This window comes from Streptomyces sp. NBC_01428, assembly GCF_036231965.1.
Taxonomy (GTDB): domain Bacteria; phylum Actinomycetota; class Actinomycetes; order Streptomycetales; family Streptomycetaceae; genus Streptomyces.
This window is the reverse complement of record NZ_CP109499.1, coordinates 7,758,962-7,777,900: the sequence shown is the minus strand read 5'-3', so window position 1 is coordinate 7,777,900 and position 18,939 is coordinate 7,758,962. Positions and strand designations below refer to the sequence as shown.

General features: G+C 73.2%; 20 protein-coding genes. 13 read left to right on the top strand and 7 right to left on the bottom strand.

The features are described 5' to 3' along the window. Positions 1-13 precede the first annotated feature (13 nt). Positions 14-118, top strand: a complete 105-nt coding sequence (locus OG406_RS39490) for a DUF6893 family small protein (RefSeq protein WP_382751870.1) — start codon at positions 14-16, stop codon at positions 116-118. Here the strand turns inward: OG406_RS39490 and OG406_RS33840 are convergent. Next, entirely contained in the window at positions 94-534 is a 441-nt protein-coding gene (locus OG406_RS33840; RefSeq protein ID WP_266853956.1) for a helix-turn-helix transcriptional regulator, read from the bottom strand. The genes OG406_RS39490 and OG406_RS33840 overlap by 25 nt on opposite strands. Positions 535-619: 85 nt before the next feature. On the opposite strand from OG406_RS33840, the gene OG406_RS33835 reads away from it, so the two are divergent. The 8 genes from OG406_RS33835 (at position 620) to OG406_RS33800 (ending at position 8,722) form a co-directional block, all read left to right on the top strand. After that, positions 620-1,057 carry a hydrogenase maturation nickel metallochaperone HypA/HybF gene (locus OG406_RS33835; RefSeq protein ID WP_329189407.1) on the top strand — a complete coding sequence of 146 codons (438 nt, stop codon included), beginning with the start codon at positions 620-622 and terminating at the stop codon, positions 1,055-1,057. Next, positions 1,041-1,901 carry a hydrogenase nickel incorporation protein HypB gene (hypB, locus tag OG406_RS33830; RefSeq protein WP_329189405.1) on the top strand — a complete coding sequence of 287 codons (861 nt, stop codon included), beginning with the start codon at positions 1,041-1,043 and terminating at the stop codon, positions 1,899-1,901. Before OG406_RS33835 ends, hypB begins: the two co-directional genes overlap by 17 nt. After that, positions 1,898-4,258, top strand: a complete 2,361-nt coding sequence (gene hypF, locus OG406_RS33825) for a carbamoyltransferase HypF (RefSeq protein WP_329189403.1) — start codon at positions 1,898-1,900, stop codon at positions 4,256-4,258. Before hypB ends, hypF begins: the two co-directional genes overlap by 4 nt. Positions 4,259-4,271: 13 nt before the next feature. Then, entirely contained in the window at positions 4,272-4,610 is a 339-nt protein-coding gene (locus tag OG406_RS33820; protein WP_267050138.1) for a HypC/HybG/HupF family hydrogenase formation chaperone, read from the top strand. Further along, positions 4,607-5,725: a hydrogenase formation protein HypD gene (hypD, locus tag OG406_RS33815; RefSeq protein WP_164374723.1), complete on the top strand. Its 1,119-nt coding sequence runs from the start codon at positions 4,607-4,609 to the stop codon at positions 5,723-5,725. Before OG406_RS33820 ends, hypD begins: the two co-directional genes overlap by 4 nt. 73 nt (positions 5,726-5,798) lie before the next feature. Continuing rightward, positions 5,799-6,788 (top strand): hydrogenase expression/formation protein HypE, encoded by a 990-nt coding sequence (gene hypE / locus OG406_RS33810; RefSeq protein WP_266854838.1) that lies wholly within the window; start codon positions 5,799-5,801, stop codon positions 6,786-6,788. A 257-nt stretch (positions 6,789-7,045) separates the two neighbouring features. After that, a complete protein-coding gene (locus OG406_RS33805) occupies positions 7,046-7,417 on the top strand; it encodes a DUF779 domain-containing protein (protein WP_081223097.1) in 372 nt (123 codons plus the stop codon). 75 nt (positions 7,418-7,492) lie between these two features. Further along, complete coding sequence (locus OG406_RS33800; protein WP_329189398.1) at positions 7,493-8,722, top strand: phosphodiester glycosidase family protein; 1,230 nt, start codon at positions 7,493-7,495, stop codon at positions 8,720-8,722. Between the two features lie 54 nt (positions 8,723-8,776). Here the strand turns inward: OG406_RS33800 and OG406_RS33795 are convergent, their stop codons facing one another. The 6 genes from OG406_RS33795 to OG406_RS33770 form a co-directional block, all read right to left on the bottom strand. Continuing rightward, entirely contained in the window at positions 8,777-8,968 is a 192-nt protein-coding gene (locus OG406_RS33795) for a hypothetical protein (protein ID WP_081223099.1), read from the bottom strand. 104 nt (positions 8,969-9,072) lie between these two features. Continuing rightward, positions 9,073-9,936 carry a phosphatidylinositol-specific phospholipase C/glycerophosphodiester phosphodiesterase family protein gene (locus OG406_RS33790; protein ID WP_327410341.1) on the bottom strand — a complete coding sequence of 288 codons (864 nt, stop codon included), beginning with the start codon at positions 9,934-9,936 and terminating at the stop codon, positions 9,073-9,075. A 312-nt stretch (positions 9,937-10,248) separates the two neighbouring features. Then, positions 10,249-11,355 (bottom strand): acyl-CoA dehydrogenase family protein, encoded by a 1,107-nt coding sequence (locus OG406_RS33785; RefSeq protein WP_329189396.1) that lies wholly within the window; start codon positions 11,353-11,355, stop codon positions 10,249-10,251. Further along, the gene (locus tag OG406_RS33780) at positions 11,352-12,554 is read right to left on the bottom strand and encodes an acyl-CoA dehydrogenase family protein (RefSeq protein WP_164374727.1); all 1,203 of its coding nucleotides are present in this window, start codon (positions 12,552-12,554) and stop codon (positions 11,352-11,354) included. Before OG406_RS33780 ends, OG406_RS33785 begins: the two co-directional genes overlap by 4 nt. Beyond that, on the bottom strand, positions 12,551-13,528 hold the full coding sequence (locus OG406_RS33775; RefSeq protein ID WP_081223102.1) for an NADPH:quinone oxidoreductase family protein: 978 nt from the start codon (positions 13,526-13,528) through the stop codon (positions 12,551-12,553). Before OG406_RS33775 ends, OG406_RS33780 begins: the two co-directional genes overlap by 4 nt. A gap of 124 nt (positions 13,529-13,652) precedes the next feature. Beyond that, positions 13,653-14,297 (bottom strand): helix-turn-helix domain-containing protein, encoded by a 645-nt coding sequence (locus tag OG406_RS33770; protein ID WP_329189393.1) that lies wholly within the window; start codon positions 14,295-14,297, stop codon positions 13,653-13,655. A 76-nt stretch (positions 14,298-14,373) separates the two neighbouring features. On the opposite strand from OG406_RS33770, the gene OG406_RS33765 reads away from it, so the two are divergent. From OG406_RS33765 to OG406_RS33750, 4 genes are all read left to right on the top strand, one after another. Next, on the top strand, positions 14,374-15,315 hold the full coding sequence (locus tag OG406_RS33765) for an NAD(P)/FAD-dependent oxidoreductase (protein ID WP_329189391.1): 942 nt from the start codon (positions 14,374-14,376) through the stop codon (positions 15,313-15,315). Between the two features lie 101 nt (positions 15,316-15,416). Next, entirely contained in the window at positions 15,417-16,955 is a 1,539-nt protein-coding gene (locus tag OG406_RS33760; protein ID WP_329189390.1) for an ATP-dependent DNA ligase, read from the top strand. After that, complete coding sequence (locus OG406_RS33755; RefSeq protein ID WP_164374730.1) at positions 16,952-17,425, top strand: NUDIX domain-containing protein; 474 nt, start codon at positions 16,952-16,954, stop codon at positions 17,423-17,425. The genes OG406_RS33760 and OG406_RS33755 overlap by 4 nt, the downstream gene beginning before the upstream one ends. 109 nt (positions 17,426-17,534) lie before the next feature. Further along, positions 17,535-18,926, top strand: coding sequence for an NADP-dependent succinic semialdehyde dehydrogenase (locus tag OG406_RS33750; RefSeq protein WP_266611689.1), 1,392 nt, complete (start codon positions 17,535-17,537; stop codon positions 18,924-18,926). Positions 18,927-18,939 lie beyond the last annotated feature (13 nt).

Here is an 18,939-nt window from a genome sequence, read left to right as displayed (position 1 = left end):
GATGGAGGCAGGCATGGAATGGCAATGGGTCGGCGTGGCCGCGGGACTGGTGGTGGCCTACGGGCTCGCCCGGAACCTGTCGGACATCCGCCGCTACTTGCGCATGCGGCGCATGTGATCCGGCGTGCGCGCGTGATCGGGCGAACCGCCGCCGGCGGCACCCGGGCCCTGGCCCCCGCGGCCCGGCCGGCCGGCGACGCCGTCGAGCTGCACGTACCGCTCCAGGAAGAGGTGCAGGGTGCCGTGGAGGTCACCGAGGCGGACGAACCACAGCGCGAGGTTCATGGCGCCCTGCTGGGTGATCGCGTAGACCCGGCGGGCGGGACCGCTCTCCGAGGCGTGCCAGTGCGAGGTGACCTCACCGCTGCTCTCCATGCCCCGCAGCAGCCGGTACACGTGGGCCGGGTCGGCCTCGGCGCAGCCGAAGGCGCCCAGGCGCTGAACGAGCTCGTAACCGTGGCCTTGGCGTTCGGCCAGCAGCAGGAGCAGCACCGGGGTCAGCAGGGCGCGTCGCTCGACCTCGTGGCCAGTCATCGTCTTCTCAGAGTAGCCAGCGGTGCGCTCGCCACCCACCCGGGAGCGGCACTCGGGGGGCCGTCGGTCACAGGGGGTGACGGCCGTGCATGAGCTGTCGATTGCCGTGGCCGTCGTCGAGCAGGTCGAGGAGGCCGTGCGGGACCAGGGACGTGCGGTGGCGTCCCTGACCCTGCGGATCGGCGAGCTCGCCGGGGTGGTGCCCGAGGCACTGGACTTCGCGTTCGCCCTGGCGACGGAGGGGACCGTGCTGGCGGGGGCCCGGCTGCTGATCGACACGGTCGAGGGTCGGGGGCGGTGCGAGGGCTGCGGCCGCGAGGCACCGACCGGGATGCCGCCGGTGCTCTGGTGCACCGGGTGCGGGGCGACGCTGACCCTGCTCGGTGGCCGGGAACTGGAGATCGTCCGGGTGGTGCTCGCCGACGGGCCGCCGGGCGCCGAGAGCGCGGAGGACGGGCCGCGGCCCGCGGTGGCCGGGCTGCCGACACGCGACGAGGAGGCGGGCCATGTGCCGCACCGTTGATCTGCATCAGGCCGTGCTGGCGAGGAACGACGAGAACGCGCTGGCGCTGCGGGGCTACCTGGGTGACCGTGGCACGGTCGCGGTCAATCTGCTCTCCAGTCCGGGCAGCGGCAAGACGGCGCTGCTCGAACAGCTGCTGGCGCGGGCGGTGGCGGCCGGTGTCCCGGCCGCGGCCGTGACCGCCGACCTGGCGACGGAGAACGACGCGACCCGGCTGGCCCGATCGGGCGCCCCGGTCCGGCAGATCCTCACCGACGGGCTGTGCCACCTGGAGGCGGGCATGCTCCGGCGGCGGCTGGAGGGCTGGATGCCCGAGGGCACCCGGCTGCTGTTCGTCGAGAACGTCGGCAACCTCGTGTGCCCCGCCTCCTACGACCTCGGCGAGACGCTGCGCATCGCGCTCGCGTCGGTGACCGAGGGCGAGGACAAGCCGGTGAAGTACCCGACGGCCTTCGGCCTCGCCCAGCTGGTGGTGATCACCAAGACGGACATCGCGGACGCCGTCGGCTTCGACCGGGAGGCGTTCCTGCGCGGGGTCGAGCAGGTCAACCCCGGAGTGCCGGTCCTGGAGACCTCGGCCCGTACCGGTGTGGGTGTGGACGCGCTGCTGGCCCACGTCCTGCGCGCCGCGGACGGCGAGGAGGCGCACGTGCCCGTCCTGGCCCGGGAGCACGAGCGGTACCTGGACAGTCACGACCACGGCGACGGAACCGGCCCGCACGTCCACGACGGCGATCACGGTCACGGCGACGGGCGGGGACCCTCGTCCGGCGGGCGAGGCCGGCACGACGACGTACCCGGGGCGGCACCCGTCCCGGCCGAGACAGGGGGAAACGCGCCGTGACGGGGATCCCGGGACGCGAGCGCCGGCACGTCACCGTGAAGGGCGTCGTGCAGGGCGTGGGCTTCCGGCCGTTCGTCTACACCCTCGCCGAGGAGTACGGCCTGTCCGGCTGGGTCACCAACAACGCGGCCGGTGTCGAGGCCGAGGTGGAGGGCCCGGCGGCCGCCGTGGCCGCGTTCTGCGCCCGGATCGGGACCCGGCCGCCGCCGCTCGCGGTGGTCGAGTCCGTCGAGGAACGTGCCCTGCCCCTGGAGAACGACGGCTCCGTGTTCACCATCCGCCCCTCCTCCGGCGGCCCGGGCCGCACGCTGGTCTCCCCCGACACCGCCACCTGCGACGCCTGCATGAGCGAGCTGGCCGACCCCGCCGACCGGCGTCACCGTCACCCGTTCATCACCTGCACGCACTGCGGCCCCCGCTTCACCGTCGTGACGGCGCTGCCGTACGACCGGGCCAACACCACCATGGCGGACTTCCCGATGTGCGCGGACTGCGCCCGTGAGTACGCCGACCCGGCCGACCGGCGCTTCCACGCCCAGCCAATCGCCTGCCATGCCTGCGGCCCCCGGCTCACCCTGCGCACCGGACCCGGCGACCTCCGCGCGCCGCGCGACGCCGAGGCCCTGGCGGAGGCGCGTCGGCTGCTCGCCGACGGTGCCGTGCTGGCGGTCAAGGGGATCGGCGGCTACCACCTGGCCTGCGACGCGGGCGACCCCGCGGCCGTCCGCGCCCTGCGCAAACGCAAGAACCGGGGCGGCAAGCCCTTCGCGGTGCTCGCCGACTCGCCGGAGACCGTGCGGCGCCTCGCCCATCTCGGCCCCGCCGAGGAGGAACTGCTGCTCGGGCCGCGCAAACCGGTGGTCCTGCTGCGGCGCCGGGACACCGCGTCCGAGGCCGTCGCGCCGGGCGTCGCCCCGGGCAGCCCCGACCTCGGCTTCCTGCTCCCGTACACGCCGGTGCACCGGCTGCTGCTCGGTCTACCCGGTGATCCACCGGGCCCCACCGTCCTCGTCATGACCAGCGGGAACCGCGCGGGCGAACCCATCGTGACCGACGACGAGGAGGCGCTGACCCGGCTGGCGGGGCTGGCCGACGCCTGGCTCACGCACGACCGCCCCGTGCACGTGCCCTGCGACGACTCGGTGGTCCGGGTCTGCGCGGGCGCCGAACTGCCGGTGCGCCGGTCGCGCGGCTACGCCCCCTTCCCGGTCGCGCTGCCGGTCCCGGTGCTGCCCGCGCTGGCCGTGGGCGGCGACCTGAAGAACACCTTCTGCGCCGGCGACGGCCGCTACGCCTGGCTGTCCGCGCACGTCGGGGACATGGACGACCTCGCCACGCTGACCGCCTTCGAACGGGCAACGGGGCACCTGACGGACCTCACCGGCGTCGCACCGCGGCTGCTGGTAGCCGACCGGCATCCCGGATACCGCTCCGCGCAGTGGGCGGTGCGCACCGCCGCGGCACGCGGGCTGCCGCTGCGCCGCGTGCAGCACCACCACGCGCATGTCGCCTCCTGCATGGCCGAACACGGCCTCGACGGCTCGGCGCCGGTGATCGGCGTGGCCTTCGACGGGACGGGTTACGGGGACGACGGCACGGTGTGGGGCGGTGAGGTGCTGCTCGCCGACTACGACGGATACCGGCGGTTCGCCCATCTGGGATACGTGCCGCTGCCGGGCGGCGACGCGGCGGTGCGCAATCCGTACCGGATGACGCTGTCCCATCTGCGGGCGGCCGACCTGCCCTGGACGGAGGAGCTGCCGTGCGCCGCCGCCGCGACGCCCGAGGAGCGCCGGCTGCTCGCACGGCAGCTGGAGCGTGAGCTCAACTGTGTGCCCACCTCCAGCATGGGCCGCCTGTTCGACGCGGTGTCCTCGCTCGCCGGGGTCTGCCACCGGGTCGAGTACGAGGCGCAGGCGGCGATGGAGCTGGAGAACGCGGCGCTGGGCGACCTGACCGGCCCGCTCGCCGACGACGAGCGCGACGACGCGTACCGGTTCATCCTGAGAACGAGCCGCCAGGACCCCGCGGCGCCTCTGATCGCCGATCCGGGACCGGTTCTGGCCGCCGCCGCGGCGGACGTCCTCGGCGGTGTGACGGCCGGGCCGGTGGCCCGCCGGTTCCACCGGGCGGTGATCGCCCTGGTCCAGGAGGTGTGCGCGGTGGCACGAGACCGCACCGGAATCCGCACGGTGGCCCTGAGCGGCGGGGTGTTCTGCAACGCGCTGCTCACCGAGGGCTGTGCCGCCGTCCTCGAACGGGACGGCTTCACCGTACTGCGGCACCGCAGGGTTCCCCCCAACGACGGCGGTCTTGCCCTCGGGCAGCTGATCGTCGCCGCCCGAGCACAGGACTAGCGAGGAGCGCGTCATGTGTCTGGCCGTACCCGGCCGAGTGCTGGAGATCGAGGAACGCGACGCGACGCGGATGGCCAAGGTGGACTTCGGCGGCGTCGTCAAGGACGTGTGTCTGGAGTACGTGCCGGACATGCGGGTCGGGGACTACGCCATCGTCCACGTCGGGTTCGCCCTGCAGCGGCTGGACGAGGAGTCGGCGAAACAGACCCTGGAACTGTTCGAGAACCTCGGGGTGCTGGAGGAGGAGTTCGGCGACGCGTGGGGCAAGGCGGCCCGGGACGCGGGCGCCGAACGTCCCTCCGGAACCGGACTGCCGCCCACGGACGGCGTCGAGAAGGAGGCGCGGCCATGAAGTACCTGGACGAGTTCAGCGACCCGGTCCTCGCCAAACGGCTCTTCGACGACATCAGAGCCATCACCACGCGGCCCTGGGCGCTCATGGAGGTCTGCGGCGGTCAGACGCACTCGATCATCCGGCACGGCATCGACCAGCTCCTGCCCGAGGAGATCGAGCTGATCCACGGACCGGGCTGCCCGGTCTGCGTGACCCCGCTGGAGATCATCGACAAGGCGCTGGAGATCGCCTCCCGGCCCGACGTGATCTTCTGCTCGTTCGGCGACATGCTGCGGGTGCCGGGCAGCGGACGCGACCTGTTCAAGGTCAAGAGCGAGGGCGCGGACGTACGGGTCGTCTACTCGCCGCTGGACGCGTTGAAGATCGCGCAGGAGAACCCCGACCGGCAGGTCGTGTTCTTCGGCATCGGCTTCGAGACGACGGCGCCGCCCAACGCGATGACCGTCTACCAGGCGAAGAAGCTGGGCATCTCCAACTTCAGCCTGCTGGTCTCGCACGTCCGGGTCCCCCCGGCCATCGACGCGATCATGCGCTCGCCGGACTGCCGGGTCCAGGGCTTCCTCGCCGCCGGGCACGTGTGCACGGTGATGGGCATGGCCGAGTACCCCGAACTCGCCGAGGAGCACGGGGTGCCGATCGTGGTGACCGGGTTCGAGCCGCTCGACATCCTGGAGGGCATCCGGCGCGCGGTACGGCAGCTGGAGGCGGGCGAGCACACCGTGGAGAACGCCTATCCGCGGGCCGTGCAGGCGGAGGGCAGTCCCGCGGCCAAGGCCATGCTGGCGGACGTGTTCGAGGTGACCGACCGGGCCTGGCGCGGGATCGGCATGATCCCGGCGAGCGGCTGGCGCCTCTCGCCCAAGTACCGCGCGTACGACGCCGAGCACCGCTTCTCGGTGACCGGCATCGACACGCAGGAGTCGACCGTCTGCCGCAGTGGCGAGGTGCTCCAGGGATTCATCAAGCCGAACGAGTGCGCCGCGTTCGGGAAGGAGTGCACGCCGCGCAATCCGCTGGGCGCGACGATGGTCTCCAGTGAGGGCGCGTGTGCCGCGTACTACCTCTACCGGCGGCTGGAGACCCCGGACAAGGAGGCGAGTTCCGTTGGCTGACTCCGCGTCGGCTCCGGTCGACTTCTCGTCCTGGACCTGCCCCGCGCCGCTGCGCGACCACGACAGGATCGTCATGGGACACGGCGGGGGCGGCACGCTCTCCGCCGAGCTGGTGGAGCACCTGTTCGCGCCCGCCTTCGGCAGTGACGTGCTCGCCGAGCTGGGCGACTCGGCGCACCTGGACCTGGGCGGCGCCCGCCTCGCCTTCTCCACCGACTCCTTCGTCGTCCGGCCGTTGTTCTTCCCCGGCGGCAGCATCGGGGACCTGGCCGTGAACGGCACGGTGAACGACCTGGCCATGGCGGGGGCCGTGCCCGCCTATCTGTCCTGCGGGTTCATCCTCGAAGAGGGCATCGAGCTGTCCGTCGTGGGCCGGGTGGCCGAGGCCCTCGGCGAGGCGGCGCGCACCGCGGGCGTGGTCGTCGCGACCGGCGACACCAAGGTGGTCGACGCGGGGCACGGTGACGGCATCTTCATCAACACCGCCGGGATCGGCCTGATCCAGGACGGCGTCGACATCCGCCCGCAACGTGCGGCGCCCGGTGACGTGGTCCTGGTCAGCGGGCCGATCGGGGTGCACGGCGTGGCCATCATGAGTGTGCGGGAGGGGCTGGAGTTCGGTGTCGAGATCCAGAGCGACACCGCCTCGCTGGCCGGGCTCGTCGCGGACATGCTGGCGGCCTGCCGTGACCTCCATGTGCTGCGGGACCCGACCCGGGGCGGTCTGGCCACCTCCCTGAACGAGATCGCCGCGGCGTCGGGCGTCGGCATCGCGCTCGACGAACGGTCGCTGCCGATCCCGGACACGGTCGCCAACGCCTGCGCCTTCCTCGGCCTCGACCCGATGTACGTGGCCAACGAGGGCAAACTGGTGGCGTTCGTGCCGCCCGAGCACGCCGACGCCGTCCTCGATGCGATGCGCGCGCATCCGCTGGGCAAGGAGTCCGTGGTGATCGGCCAGTGCGTTCCCGACCACCCCGGCATGGTCGTCGCGGCCACCGGCCTGGGCGGCACCCGCGTGGTCGACATGCCGCTCGGCGAACAACTGCCGCGCATCTGCTGACCGGACACACCCCACTCCCCCGTCCCCGTCCCCGCGCGGAACGCCCCCGACCGCGCACCTCCGGACCGGCCCCGGTGACGAACCGCCTCGCGCGGGCGCACCGGGGCCGGCCCTTCGTGCGCCCGGGTGCAACCCCGTCGCAACGTCCCGGGTGGTGTGCTGGTCGACGCCCCGCGCCGGCGCTCGCCCGACGCGCGGTCCCGCACCCTGCGGGAGAGCCGTGAGGCCCGAGCCGTGACACCCGACGGGACGTACCGATGGACGACGACAAGGACGACGACGTCGCGCGCGTGGGGCTGACCCCCGCCGCCGCCGATCTGCTGCGACGCCTGCACGGTCTGCACGGGCCCCTGATGTTCCACCAGTCGGGCGGCTGCTGCGACGGCAGCGCGCCGATGTGCTACCCGGCCGGCGAGTTCCGCACCGGCGGCTCGGACGTGCTGCTGGCCGAGCTGGAGGTCGAGGGCGTCGAGGAACCGGTGACGTTCTGGATGTCGAAGAGCCAGTACGACCTGTGGGCCCACACCCGCCTCACCGTCGACGTCGTGCCGGGCCGGGGCAGCGGCTTCTCCCTCGAAGCACCCGAAGGAGTGCGTTTTCTGATCCGTTCCCGGGTCGTCGGCCGCTAGCCACCGGCCCGGGCACCGTCCTCTGGTGCAATCCCCCTGAGTCCTGGGAAAGTTGACGAGACATCAGGGGGCACGGTGACGCGTCGCGACGCACGGTTCAGATCGGCACTGACGGTCTTCACGGCATGCGGAGCGCTGGCCGGTGCAGCCCTGGTGGGGGCGGCACCGGCCAGCGGCGCGGAGGACACCGGGACCATCGCGCCCGGTGTCGAGTACAGCGAGCTGGACATCCCCGCCGCGAAGGGTGTGGCCCACGCGCACGTCCTGACCGTCGACCTGCGCAATCCCCATGTGCGGGTCGACCTGCTGCACCCGGGAGCCGTGGCGTCGCGGGAGCCCGTGTCCCGGCTGGCCGGCGGACAAGGAGCGGTGGCCGGTGTCAACGGCGACTTCTTCAACATCGAGGAGTCCCAGCACCCGGGTGTCGAGGCCACGGGTGCGACCGTCGGGCCCGCGATCGCGAGCGGTCACGCCCTCAAGGCCGCGGTCCCGGACGGCCAGCGGTTCGGGCCCGCGCTGCCGCCCGGCACCCACACGAACGACGTGTTCGGGGTCGGCGTCGACCGCCGGGCGCGGCTGGACGGACTGGATCTCGCCGGATCGGTCCGCAGCGAGGACGGCACCTGGCCGCTCGGCGGATTCAACCAGTACGCGCTCCCGGTCGGCTCCGTGGGCGCGTTCACCTCCGACTGGGGCGCCGTCTCCCGGCTGCGCGCCACCTGCGGGACGGACACCGAGCGGGCCGCGCCGTGCAGCTCCGACACCTACGAGGTGACGGTCCGGGACGGTCGGGTCGCGTCCGTCGCCGACACCCCGGGCGGTGGCGGCATCGCACCGGGCACGACGGTCCTGGTGGGGCGCGAGGCGGGCGCCCGGTCGTTGCGGAAGCTGTCGGTCGGCGAGCACGTGCTCGTGCGGCACAGGCTGGTCGCCGGGTCGTCCCGGGTGCCGTACCGCTTCGCGGTGGGCGGCTATCCGATGATGACCGGCGGTGTGCCCCTGCCGGGCCTGGACGACAGGACCTCGGCCGTACGGACCGCGGTGGGCTTCTCCGACCACGGGCACCGGCTGCAACTCCTCGCCCTCGACGGTGCCCCGGAGTTCCGCGGCGGGCTCACCATCGCCGAAGTGACCGCCGCGATGCGCAGGGTGGGATCCGAGGACGCCTTCAGCCTGGACGGCGGCGGGTCCACCACGATGGTCGCCCGGCAGCCGGGCTCCGACACCGTCAGTGTCCTCAACCATCCGACCGGCGGCGCGGAGCGCCCCGTACCGAACGGCATCGGGGTGTTCTCCCGCCCGTGACACGCCGTCACGCCGGTGGCTCCGGGGCGGCCCGCAAGGGCACGCCCCGGAGTGTCACGGCGTGAGACTGCCGACGATGTCCGCGGTGGCGGTGAGTCCGCTGTGGATCGTCGGCGCCATGCTCGTGCTGGCCAGCAGGAACCCCAGCAGGGCGCAGACGAGTGCGTGGGAGAACTTCAGCCCGTTGCGCAGGAAGATCACCGCCAGCACCAGGAGCAGCAGCACCGCAGAGATGGAAATGGCCATCGTCAACCTCCTCCGCCACGTCCGCTTCGCGGCGTTCGGCCGCAAGTGTGGCCCAGCGGGGAGTTCGTCCGGGCGGCTGACGTGTCCGCCGAACGAGTGGTCTTCTACGTGCGGTCGTGGGCGTCCAGGAACTCCTGGAGACCGCCCAGGTCATCGGTGTTGAGGTAGTCGACGTCGGCGGCGAGCAGTTCGCGCCACAGGGCTTCGCGTTCCGGGCCCGCGACGTCGGGAGTCGCCCAGAACCTGACCTTCTGCCGGTTCCGGTGCGCGGTGGCCGTGATGGTGCGCAGCTTGGCCCGTTCGACGGCCGGGAAGGGTCCCGCGCCCAGCCAGCTGAAGTTGAGTGTCCAGTTGTCGCTGATCAGCGGGACGAAGGAGGCGGGCGCGGCGCTGCCGAGGTCGGCGAGCCTGCCGTCGTAGAACGCGTGCCGGACGGTCTGCGCCTCCATGGGGCCCCGGGCGGCGCGGTCCCCGGAGACGACGGCGGTGACGGGCCCGGGACGCGTCCGGCCGTGCGCGTACGTCGTGAACAGGTGCCGGTGGCGGCGCAGTTGGCGGTCGAGTTCGAGGTAGGTCGAGGCCCCCTCGGTCTTGATGTCGACGAGGAGTTGCAGCGGGGTGCGGTGTCCCCGGTAGACCGAGCCGTGCTGCGCGCGGACGCGGGCGGCCAGCGGGGCGAGGTAGAGGGATTCGAGGGTGCGGGTGGGGTCGAGGTCCACCGGGTCGTGGGCGACGAGGAGTTGGCCCTCGACGAGGTAGATGTCGGCCTCGACGCTGCCGAAGCGGTGGTCGAGGGCGTCGAGGAGGGGGCGTGGGTGGTCGTAGTCGTTGTGGGCGTGTGCGCGCCACAGGGGACGGGTGCGCGGCTTCGCGTCGGCGGCCAGGGCCCGGGACGCGGGTAACGCGACCGAGCCGGCGAGGGCGGCGCCGAGGGTGCCGAGGGCTCTGCGGCGGGTGGTGAGGGCCATGCTCTGCCTCCCTTGAGGGGTGCCGTACGGGACCTCAGGGAGTATGCGGTCCGGCAGTGGTCAGGAAACCCTGCCGTTGCGGGAGTTGGCCGGACTGCCGTGGGGTGTTCACCTCACCGGATCCGGGCGTTCCGCCGCGTACCGCGCGGCCGGTGACGCCCCGTCGTCCGGCGCGGCCGGTTCCTTCGGACGGAGGACGGGCGCACGGGAGAGGCCCGCCCCGAGCGGGGGCGGGCCTCTCCGGACTGGTCTCGGATTCCTCTCGGAACCGGCACCCGGGCCGAGGGCAGGGCCGGGTCGGGCGGGGTCGGTTCAGGGGGCCTGGAGGTCGACCAGTTCCGCCAGTGCGGCGCGGTGTGCGCCCGCCGTGCCGTACGCGATCGAGTCGGCTTTGGCGCGCTTCAGGTACAGGTGCGCCGGGTGCTCCCATGTCATGCCGATCCCGCCGTGCAGCTGGAGGGCCTCCTCCGCCGCGTGGACGGCGGCGGGGGCCGCGTAGGCCTGGGCGACGGCCACGGCGATGTCGCCGTCGGAGCTTCCGGTGGCCAGCGCGTCGGCCGCGTTCCTGGCTGCGGCACGGGTGTTGACGACCTCCAGCCACACCTGGGCCAGCCGGTGCTTGAGCGCCTGGAAGCCGCCCACCGGCCGGTTGAACTGCTTGCGCTCCTTGAGGTAACGGACGGTCTCCGTCAACGACCAGTCGGCGAGGCCGAGTTGCTCGGAGGCGAGCAGTCCGGCACCGGCCCGCAGCGCGCGCCGGACCGCGCTCGGCGCGTCGTCGGTGAGCAGTCGTGCCGGTGCCCCCTCGAACGTGACACGGGCGAGCGGCCTGGTCGGGTCGAGGCAGACCTGCGGGGTGACCGTGACGGCGTCCGCGTCGACCGCGTACAGCCCGCCGTCGTCGGCCGGGACGAGCAGGACGTGGGCGGCGGCCGCGTCCGCGATGCCCGTCAACTCGCCGTGCAGCGCGCCGTCTTCCAGCCGGACGGCGCGAAGGGCGGCGCCGGGCCCGCTGCTGAGCGGGACGGCGAGGGCGCCCACCGTACGGCCGGAGGCGAGGGCGGTGAGCAGCTCGGCCGCGTCGGCTCCCGTGCAGGCCAGCAGCGCCTCGGTGGCGACGACGGCGCTCGTCAGATAGGGAACGGGCGCGACCGCGCGGCCCAGTTCCTCCAGGACCACGGCGGCCTCGCGGTGGGTGGCGCCCTGTCCGCCCTGCTCCTCGGGCACCAGGAGTCCGGCGAGGCCCATGCCGTCGGCGAGGGCCTTCCACAGTTCGGGGTCGTGCGGGGTGGCGGACTCGCCGCGGGTGATGACGTCGGCCGCGGCGCAGCGGTCGGTGAGGAGGTCGCGGACGGCGGCGCGCAGCGCCTCTTCCTCCTCCGTGTAGAGCAGATCGGGCTCGGTGCTCACCTGGCTCATCGGGCGAGGTCCTTCCATGCGACGTCCTTGTCGGTGCGCGGCTCGGACGGCAGGCCGAGGACGCGTTCGGCGACGATGTTCAGCAGGACCTCGCTGGTCCCGCCCTCGATGCTGTTGCCCTTGGAGCGGAGGTAGCGGTATCCGGCGTCCCGGCCGGTGAAGTCGACCAGTTCCGGTCGGCGCATCGTCCAGTCCTCGTACAGGAGGCCTTCCTCGCCGAGGAGTTCGACCTCCAGTCCGCTGATCTCCTGGTTGAGCCGGGCGAAGCCGAGCTTCATGCCGGAGCCCTCGTGTCCCGGCTGGCCCTGGGCGAGCTGCTGGCGCAGGCGTTCGCCGGAGAGCCGGGCGACCTCGGCCTCGACCCACAACTTCAGGAGGCGCTGGTGCGTGTCGTGGGTGCGCAGTTCGGGCCGTTCGCGCCAGGTCTTCGAGACCGGGCCGATCATGCCGCCCTCGCGCGGGATGCGCATGCCGCCGATGGACACGCGCTCGTTCATCAGCGTGGTCTGCGCGACCCGCCAGCCGTCGCCGACCTCGCCGAGGCGGTGCGCGTCGGGGATGCGGACGTCGGTGAGGAAGACCTCGTTGAACTCGGCCTCGCCGGTGATCTGGCGCAGCGGCCGCACTTCGACGCCGGGGTCGCTCATGTCGCAGATGAAGTACGTGATGCCCCGGTGCTTGGGCACGTCCGGGTCGGTGCGGGCGATGAGGATGGCCCAGCGGGCGAGGTGGGCGCTGGACGTCCACACCTTCTGCCCGTTGATCACCCAGTCGCCGCCACCCTCGGCCGCGTCGGCGTCGGTGCGGACGGCGCGGGTGCCGAGCGCGGCGAGGTCCGAGCCGGCGCCGGGCTCGCTGAACAGCTGGCACCACACCTCCTCGCCGACCCACAGGGGCCGCAGGAAGCGCCGCTTCTGCTCCTCGGTGCCGAAGCCGAGGATCGTCGGCGCGGCCATGCCGAGGCCGATGCCGATGCGCCGGGGGTCGTTGTCGGGCGCGCCCGCGGCGGCCAGTTCGGCGTCGACCACGGCCTGGAGGCGGCGGGGTGCGCCGAGTCCGCCGAGGCCCTCGGGGTAGTGCACCCAGGCGAGTCCGGCGTCGAAGCGGGCCTTGAGGAAGTCCAGACGTTCCGTCTCGGCGGGCGGGTGCGCGGCCAGCAACTCCTGGGTGCGGCGGCGCAGTTCGGCTGCGTCGGTCATGCGGCGGCTCCGTTCTCCAGTGCGGGCACCACGGCGATCCGTCCGGTGGTGACCCCGTCGGCGACCCGCTGCACGGCGGCGGCGGCCCCGCTCAGCGGTACCCGCTCGCTCACCAGCGGCTTGATCGCGCCGCGGGTGGCCAGCTCGGTGAGCTGTTCGTGGCAGTGCTGGACGAGCTTCGGGTTCTTGGTGTTGTACAGGCCCCAGTGCAGGCCGAGGATCGCGTAGTTCTTCACGAGGGCGTGGTTGAGGGCCGGGCTCGGGATGCTGCCGCTCGCGAAGCCGACGACGACGATCCGGCCCTCGAAGGCGACGACCTTGGTGGACTGGGTGTAGGCGTCGCCGCCGACCGGGTCGTAGATCACGTCCGCGCCGCGTCCGCCGGTCGCCTCCTTGACCGCGCCGATGACGTCCTCGGCGCGCCGGTCGATGACGACGTCACAGCCCAGTTCCCGTGCCACGGCGACCTTGTCGGCGCCGCCGACGACGCCGATGACGGTCGCGCCGGCCGCCTTGCCGAGCTGTACGGCCGCGCTGCCGACCCCGCCGGCCGCGGCGTGCACGAGCAGCGTCTCGCCGGCCTCCAGGCGGGCGCGGCGGTGCAGGCCGAACCAGCCCGTCTGGTAGCCGATGTGCAGGGCGGCGGCCTCGGCGTCGTCGAGGGCGTCGGGGGCCGGCAGCAGGGCCGCGGCGTCCGCGAGCGCGTACTCGGCGAAGCCGCCGTACGGCAGCACGGGGTTGGCGATCACCCGGCGTCCGTCCTCGGTCTCGCCGCAGATCTCCACGCCGGGCGTGAACGGCAGCGGCGGCCTGACCTGGTACTGGCCGCGGCACAGCAGCGCGTCCGGGAAGTTGATGTTGGCGGCGCGGACCGTGAGCAGGACCTGGCCGTCACCGGGCGTCGGCCGGTCCACCTCCTGGAGGCGCATCGCCTCCGCGGGCTCGCCGTTCTGGTGCACTTGCCATGCCTGCATGCGGGGCCTCCAGGGGACTGCGTCGTCTGACCGGGGTCGATCGCATACTAAGCGGTCGCTTGCCCACCTGGGAACAGGGGGCGCCCGTCGTCTTCGCCACTCCCAGGTGGAGCAGTCCCCGCGGTCAGATCTCCTGGCCGCGCACCTTCGGCCGGGCCCGCACGTGCATCCGCTCCCCCTGCGGCCCGAACAGGCTCAGGAACTCGACGGGCCCCTCCCCCGTCGACCCGAACCAGTGCGGCACCCGTGTGTCGAACTCTGCCGCCTCCCCGGGACCGAGCACCACGTCGTGCTCGCCGAGCACCAGGCGCAGCCGCCCGGACATCACGTACAGCCACTCGTAGCCCTCGTGGGTCCGCGGGTCCGGGGTCATGGAACGCTGCGGTTCGAGCACCTTGTAGGCCTGGAGGCCGCCGGGCTGGCGGGTCAGCGGCCAGTGCGTGCGGCCTCCCCGCACGATGGGCTCGGCCCGCACCCGCGGGTCGCCGACGGGCGGGGCACCGACCAGTTCGTCGAGCGGGACCTGGTGCGCCCGCGCGATGGGCAGCAGCAGCTCCAGGCTGGGCTTGCGCAGACCCGACTCCAGCCGCGACAGCGTGCTCACCGAGATGCCGGTCGCCTCGGACAGCCCGGCCAGCGTGGCCCCGCGGTCCTTGCGGATCCGGCGCAGCCGGGGGCCCACCTCGGCCAGTACCTCGTCCGTCCCCGCGTCCCCGGTCGCGCCCGGCCTGATCCCGTCGCTCGTCCCCGTGGACGTCTCCTCGCTCATCCCCACATTGCAGAATCGGCAAAGCCATTTGTCAATCCGTCGACGATCGGCGACGTTCGGGGCGGAGGTGGTCACCATGACCGAGACATACGAAGTGGTCGTCGTCGGCGGCGGCACGGCCGGACTGTCGGCCGCCCTGGTCCTCGGCCGGGCCCGGCGCCGCACCCTCGTCGTCGACGCGGGCGAACCGCGCAACGCGCCCGCCGCGCACCTGCAGGGATATCTGACGCGGGACGGCATGCCGCCCGCGGCGTTCCTCGCCGAGGGCCGCCGGGAGGTCGAGGGCTACGGGGTGGAGATCGCCCGTGACCACGCGGTGGACGTGGTCCGCGACGGCACCGGGGAGTTCGACGTGACGCTCGGGTCCGGGCGGGCCGTCCACGCGCGTCGGCTGATCGTCACCACGGGCCTGGCCGACGAACTGCCCGCCGTGCCCGGCGTCGCCGAGCGCTTCGGGCGCGATGTGCTGCACTGCCCTTACTGCCACGGCTGGGAGGTCCGCGACGAGGCCTTCGGCGTGCTGGCCACGACGCCGATGAGCGTGCACCAGGCGCTGATGGTGACCCAGTGGTCGAAGGACGTCACGCTGTTCCTGCACACCGTCGCGGAGGACGAGCTCGGCGACGAGGACCTGCGCCGTCTGGCCGCCGCCGGGGTCACCGTGGTGCCGGGCGAGGTCGCGGAGCTGGTGGTGGACGCCGACCGGCTCACCGGCGTCCGTCTCGCCGACGGGTCCACACACGCCCGCTCGGCGCTGTTCGTCGCTCCCCGGGCCGTGCCGCGGACCGGCCTGCTCGAACGACTGGGCGCCGAGCTGACCGAGACCCCGTTCGGCTCCTATCCGGTGATCGATCCGACCGGCCTGACGAGCGTGCCCGGCGCCTGGGCCGCGGGCAACGCCGCCGGCTTCGCCGAGCAGGTCGTGAACGCGGCGAGCGGCGGCTACCGCGCGGCGGCCACCCTCAACGGCGAACTGCTCTTCACCGACCTGGACGCGGCCGTGGCACGGGGGCGGTAGGCGCCCGCGCCGCACGGACAACGCCCGGCCGCGGCAGCGCGAGGTCACCGGCCCGCCCCCGTACGGGTGTGAACCCGGCGTCCGCGTTGCACCATGGCTGCATGCTGCTGAGCCGGCTCGCCCATGTGTCCCAGGAGGTCGCCGCCACCTCGGCGCGGTCCCGGAAGACCGCTCTGCTCGCGGAGCTGTTCCGGGACGCCGAGCCGGACGACGTGCCGATCGTGATCCCGTATCTGGCGGGCCGGCTGCCGCAGGGCCGGCTCGGCATCGGCTGGAGGGTGCTGAGCTACCGGGTCCCGCCGGCCACCGAGCCCACCCTCACCGTGCGCGAGGTCGACGCCCGCCTCAGCGCTCTCGGCCAGGTGTCCGGCACCGGCTCACAGGCCGAACGGGCCCGACTGGTCGGTGAGTTGATGGGGGCGGCCACCGAGGAGGAGCAGCGCTTCCTGTTCGGGCTGCTCACCGGGGAGGTGCGCCAGGGGGCCTTGGACGCGGTCGCCGTGGAGGGGCTCGCCCAGGCGACCGGCGCACCCGCCGGGGACGTACGGCGCGCGGTGATGCTCGCCGGTTCGCTCCGGACGGTCGCGCGAGCCCTGCTCGCCGACGGTCCGGAGGCGTTGTCCGGGTTCCGGCTCACGGTCGGCCGGCCGGTGCTGCCGATGCTGGCGCACAGCGCCGCGTCGGTGTCCGAGGCGGTCGGCAAGCTCGGCGCCTGCGTGGTGGAGGAGAAACTCGACGGCATCCGGGTGCAGGTGCACCGCGACGGCGAGGATGTGCGCGTCTACACCCGGACGCTCGACGACATCACCGACCGACTCCCTGAACTGACCGCTGCCGCACGGGAGTTGCGCGGCGAGCGGTTCATCCTGGACGGCGAGGTGATCGCGCTGGACGAGCGGGGCCGGCCGCGCTCCTTCCAGGAGACGGCGGGACGCGTGGGGTCCCGCGTGGACGTGGCGACGGCCGCGAAGGCCGTGCCCGTCTCCCCCGTCTTCTTCGACGCCCTCTCGGTGGACGGCCGGGACCTGCTGGACCTGCCGTTCACGGAACGGCACACGGAGCTGGCCCGTCTCGTGCCGGAACCGATGCGGGTCCGGCGGACGCCGGTGGCGGGACCGGAGGACGCCGCCGACGGCGAGCGCTTCCTCGCCGACTCGCTGGCGCGCGGCCACGAGGGGGTCGTGGTGAAGGCGCTCGACGCCCCCTACAGCGCGGGCCGGCGCGGCGCCTCCTGGCTGAAGGTCAAGCCCGTGCACACCCTCGACCTGGTGGTCCTCGCGGCCGAGTGGGGGCACGGCCGGCGCACCGGCAGGCTCTCCAACCTGCACCTGGGCGCCCGCACCGGCGACGGCGCCTTCGCCATGCTCGGCAAGACCTTCAAGGGCATGACCGACGCGATGCTCACCTGGCAGACCGAACGGCTCCGGGAACTGGCGGTGGAGGACGACGGGCACGTGGTGACCGTACGGCCCGAACTGGTCGTGGAGATCGCCTACGACGGTCTGCAGCGGTCCACGCGCTATCCGGCCGGCGTCACCCTGCGCTTCGCACGGGTCGTCCGCTACCGCGAGGACAAGCGCCCGGCCGACGCCGACACGGTCGACACCCTGCTCGCCGCCCACCCGGAGGTGACGGCGTGAGCGGCGGCAGGGCCAAGCGGAGTGCGGGCCTGCTGCTGTTCCGGCGCACCGGGCACGGCATCGAGGTCCTCCTCGGCCACATGGGCGGCCCCTTCTTCGCACGGCGGGACGCCGGGGCCTGGACGGTCCCCAAGGGCGAGTACGAACCCGACGAGACCGCCTGGGACGCGGCCCGCCGCGAGTTCCGCGAGGAGCTGGGGCTGCCGCCGCCCGACGGCGAGGCCGTCACGCTCGGTGAGGTCACCCAGACGAACGGCAAGGTCGTCACGGCCTGGGCGATCGAGGCGGATCTGGATCCGGCGGCCGTGGTGCCCGGCACCTTCGCCATGGAATGGCCGCCGAAATCGGGCCGCCACCAGGAGTTTCCCGAACTGGACCGGGTGGAGTGGATGACCCCGGACCGGGCCCGGACGCTCATCGTGTCCGCCCAGGCGACGTTTCTCGACCGGCTGGTGGAGCACTCGGCCTGAGAGTCGGCGTTCGGCCACGTGCGCCGGCTCGCCCAGCAGCCCTCCGCGTTGCGCCGGACCCCGCCGCGCGGGAGGGTCGGACAACAGCCCGCTCTCAGGAGGTCGGCCCATGGCCATCGCGACGGTGAACCCGGCGAACGGCGAGACGCTCAAGACGTACGACGCGCTCGGCGCCGAGGAGATCGAGCGCAGGCTCGCCGCCGCCGAGGCCACGTTCCGCTCGTATCGCACGACCTCGTTCGCCGAGCGGGCGCGGCTGATGCACCGGGCCGCCGAACTCCTGGAGCAGGACCAGGACGAGATCGGCCGGGTGATGACGGTCGAGATGGGCAAGCCCGTCAAGCAGGCCCGCGCGGAGGCAGCCAAGTGCGCCAAGGCGATGCACTGGTACGCCGACCGCGCCGAGGGACTGCTCGCCGACGAGCACCCGGACGCGGCGGACGCGAAGGACTCCGGCGCGTCCCGCGTCCTCGTGCGCTACCGGCCGCTCGGCCCGGTGCTCGCCGTGATGCCGTGGAACTTCCCGCTCTGGCAGGTGGTCCGGTTCGCGGCGCCCGCTCTCATGGCGGGCAACGTGGGCCTGCTCAAGCACGCGTCGAACGTGCCGCAGACCGCGCTCTACCTGGAGGACCTGTTCCGCAGGGCGGGCTTCCCCGAGGGCTGCTTCCAGACGCTGCTGATCGGCTCGGGAGCGGTCGAGGACATCCTGCGCGACCCGCGCGTGAAGGCGGCCACGCTGACCGGCAGCGAACCGGCGGGCCGGGCGGTCGCCTCGGTGGCCGGCGACGAGGTGAAGAAGACGGTGCTGGAGCTGGGCGGCAGCGACCCGTACGTCGTGATGCCGTCCGCCGACGTCGAGCGGGCCGCGCGGACCGCCGTGACCGCCCGCGTGCAGAACAACGGGCAGTCCTGCATCGCCGCCAAGCGGTTCATCGTGCACACCGACGTGTTCGACACCTTCGCGGAGCACTTCGCCGACGGGATGCGGGCCCTCAAGGTCGGCGATCCGCTCGAAGAGGACACCGAGGTGGGGCCGCTCTCGACCGAGCAGGGCCGCACCGACCTGGAGGAGCTCGTCGACGACGCGGTGGAGAACGGCGCGACCGTGCTGTGCGGCGGCGAACGCCCCGACGGGTTCTCGGACGGGTGGTACTACGCGCCGACCGTGCTGACCGACATCACTCCCGAGATGCGCATCCACCAGGAGGAGACGTTCGGGCCGGTCGCCACGCTCTACCGGGCGGCCGACCTGGACGAGGCGGTCGCCATCGCCAACGACACCCCGTTCGGGCTGAGCTCGAACGTGTGGACGCGTGACGAGGCCGAGGTGGAGCGGTTCGTGCGGGACATCGAGGCCGGCGGCGTCTTTTTCAACGGGATGACGGCCTCGCACCCGGCGTTCCCCTTCGGCGGGGAGAAGCGGTCCGGCTACGGACGTGAGCTGTCGGAGCACGGAATCCGCGAGTTCTGCAACATCACCACCGTATGGCACGGAGCGTGAGCGTTCCGGAGCT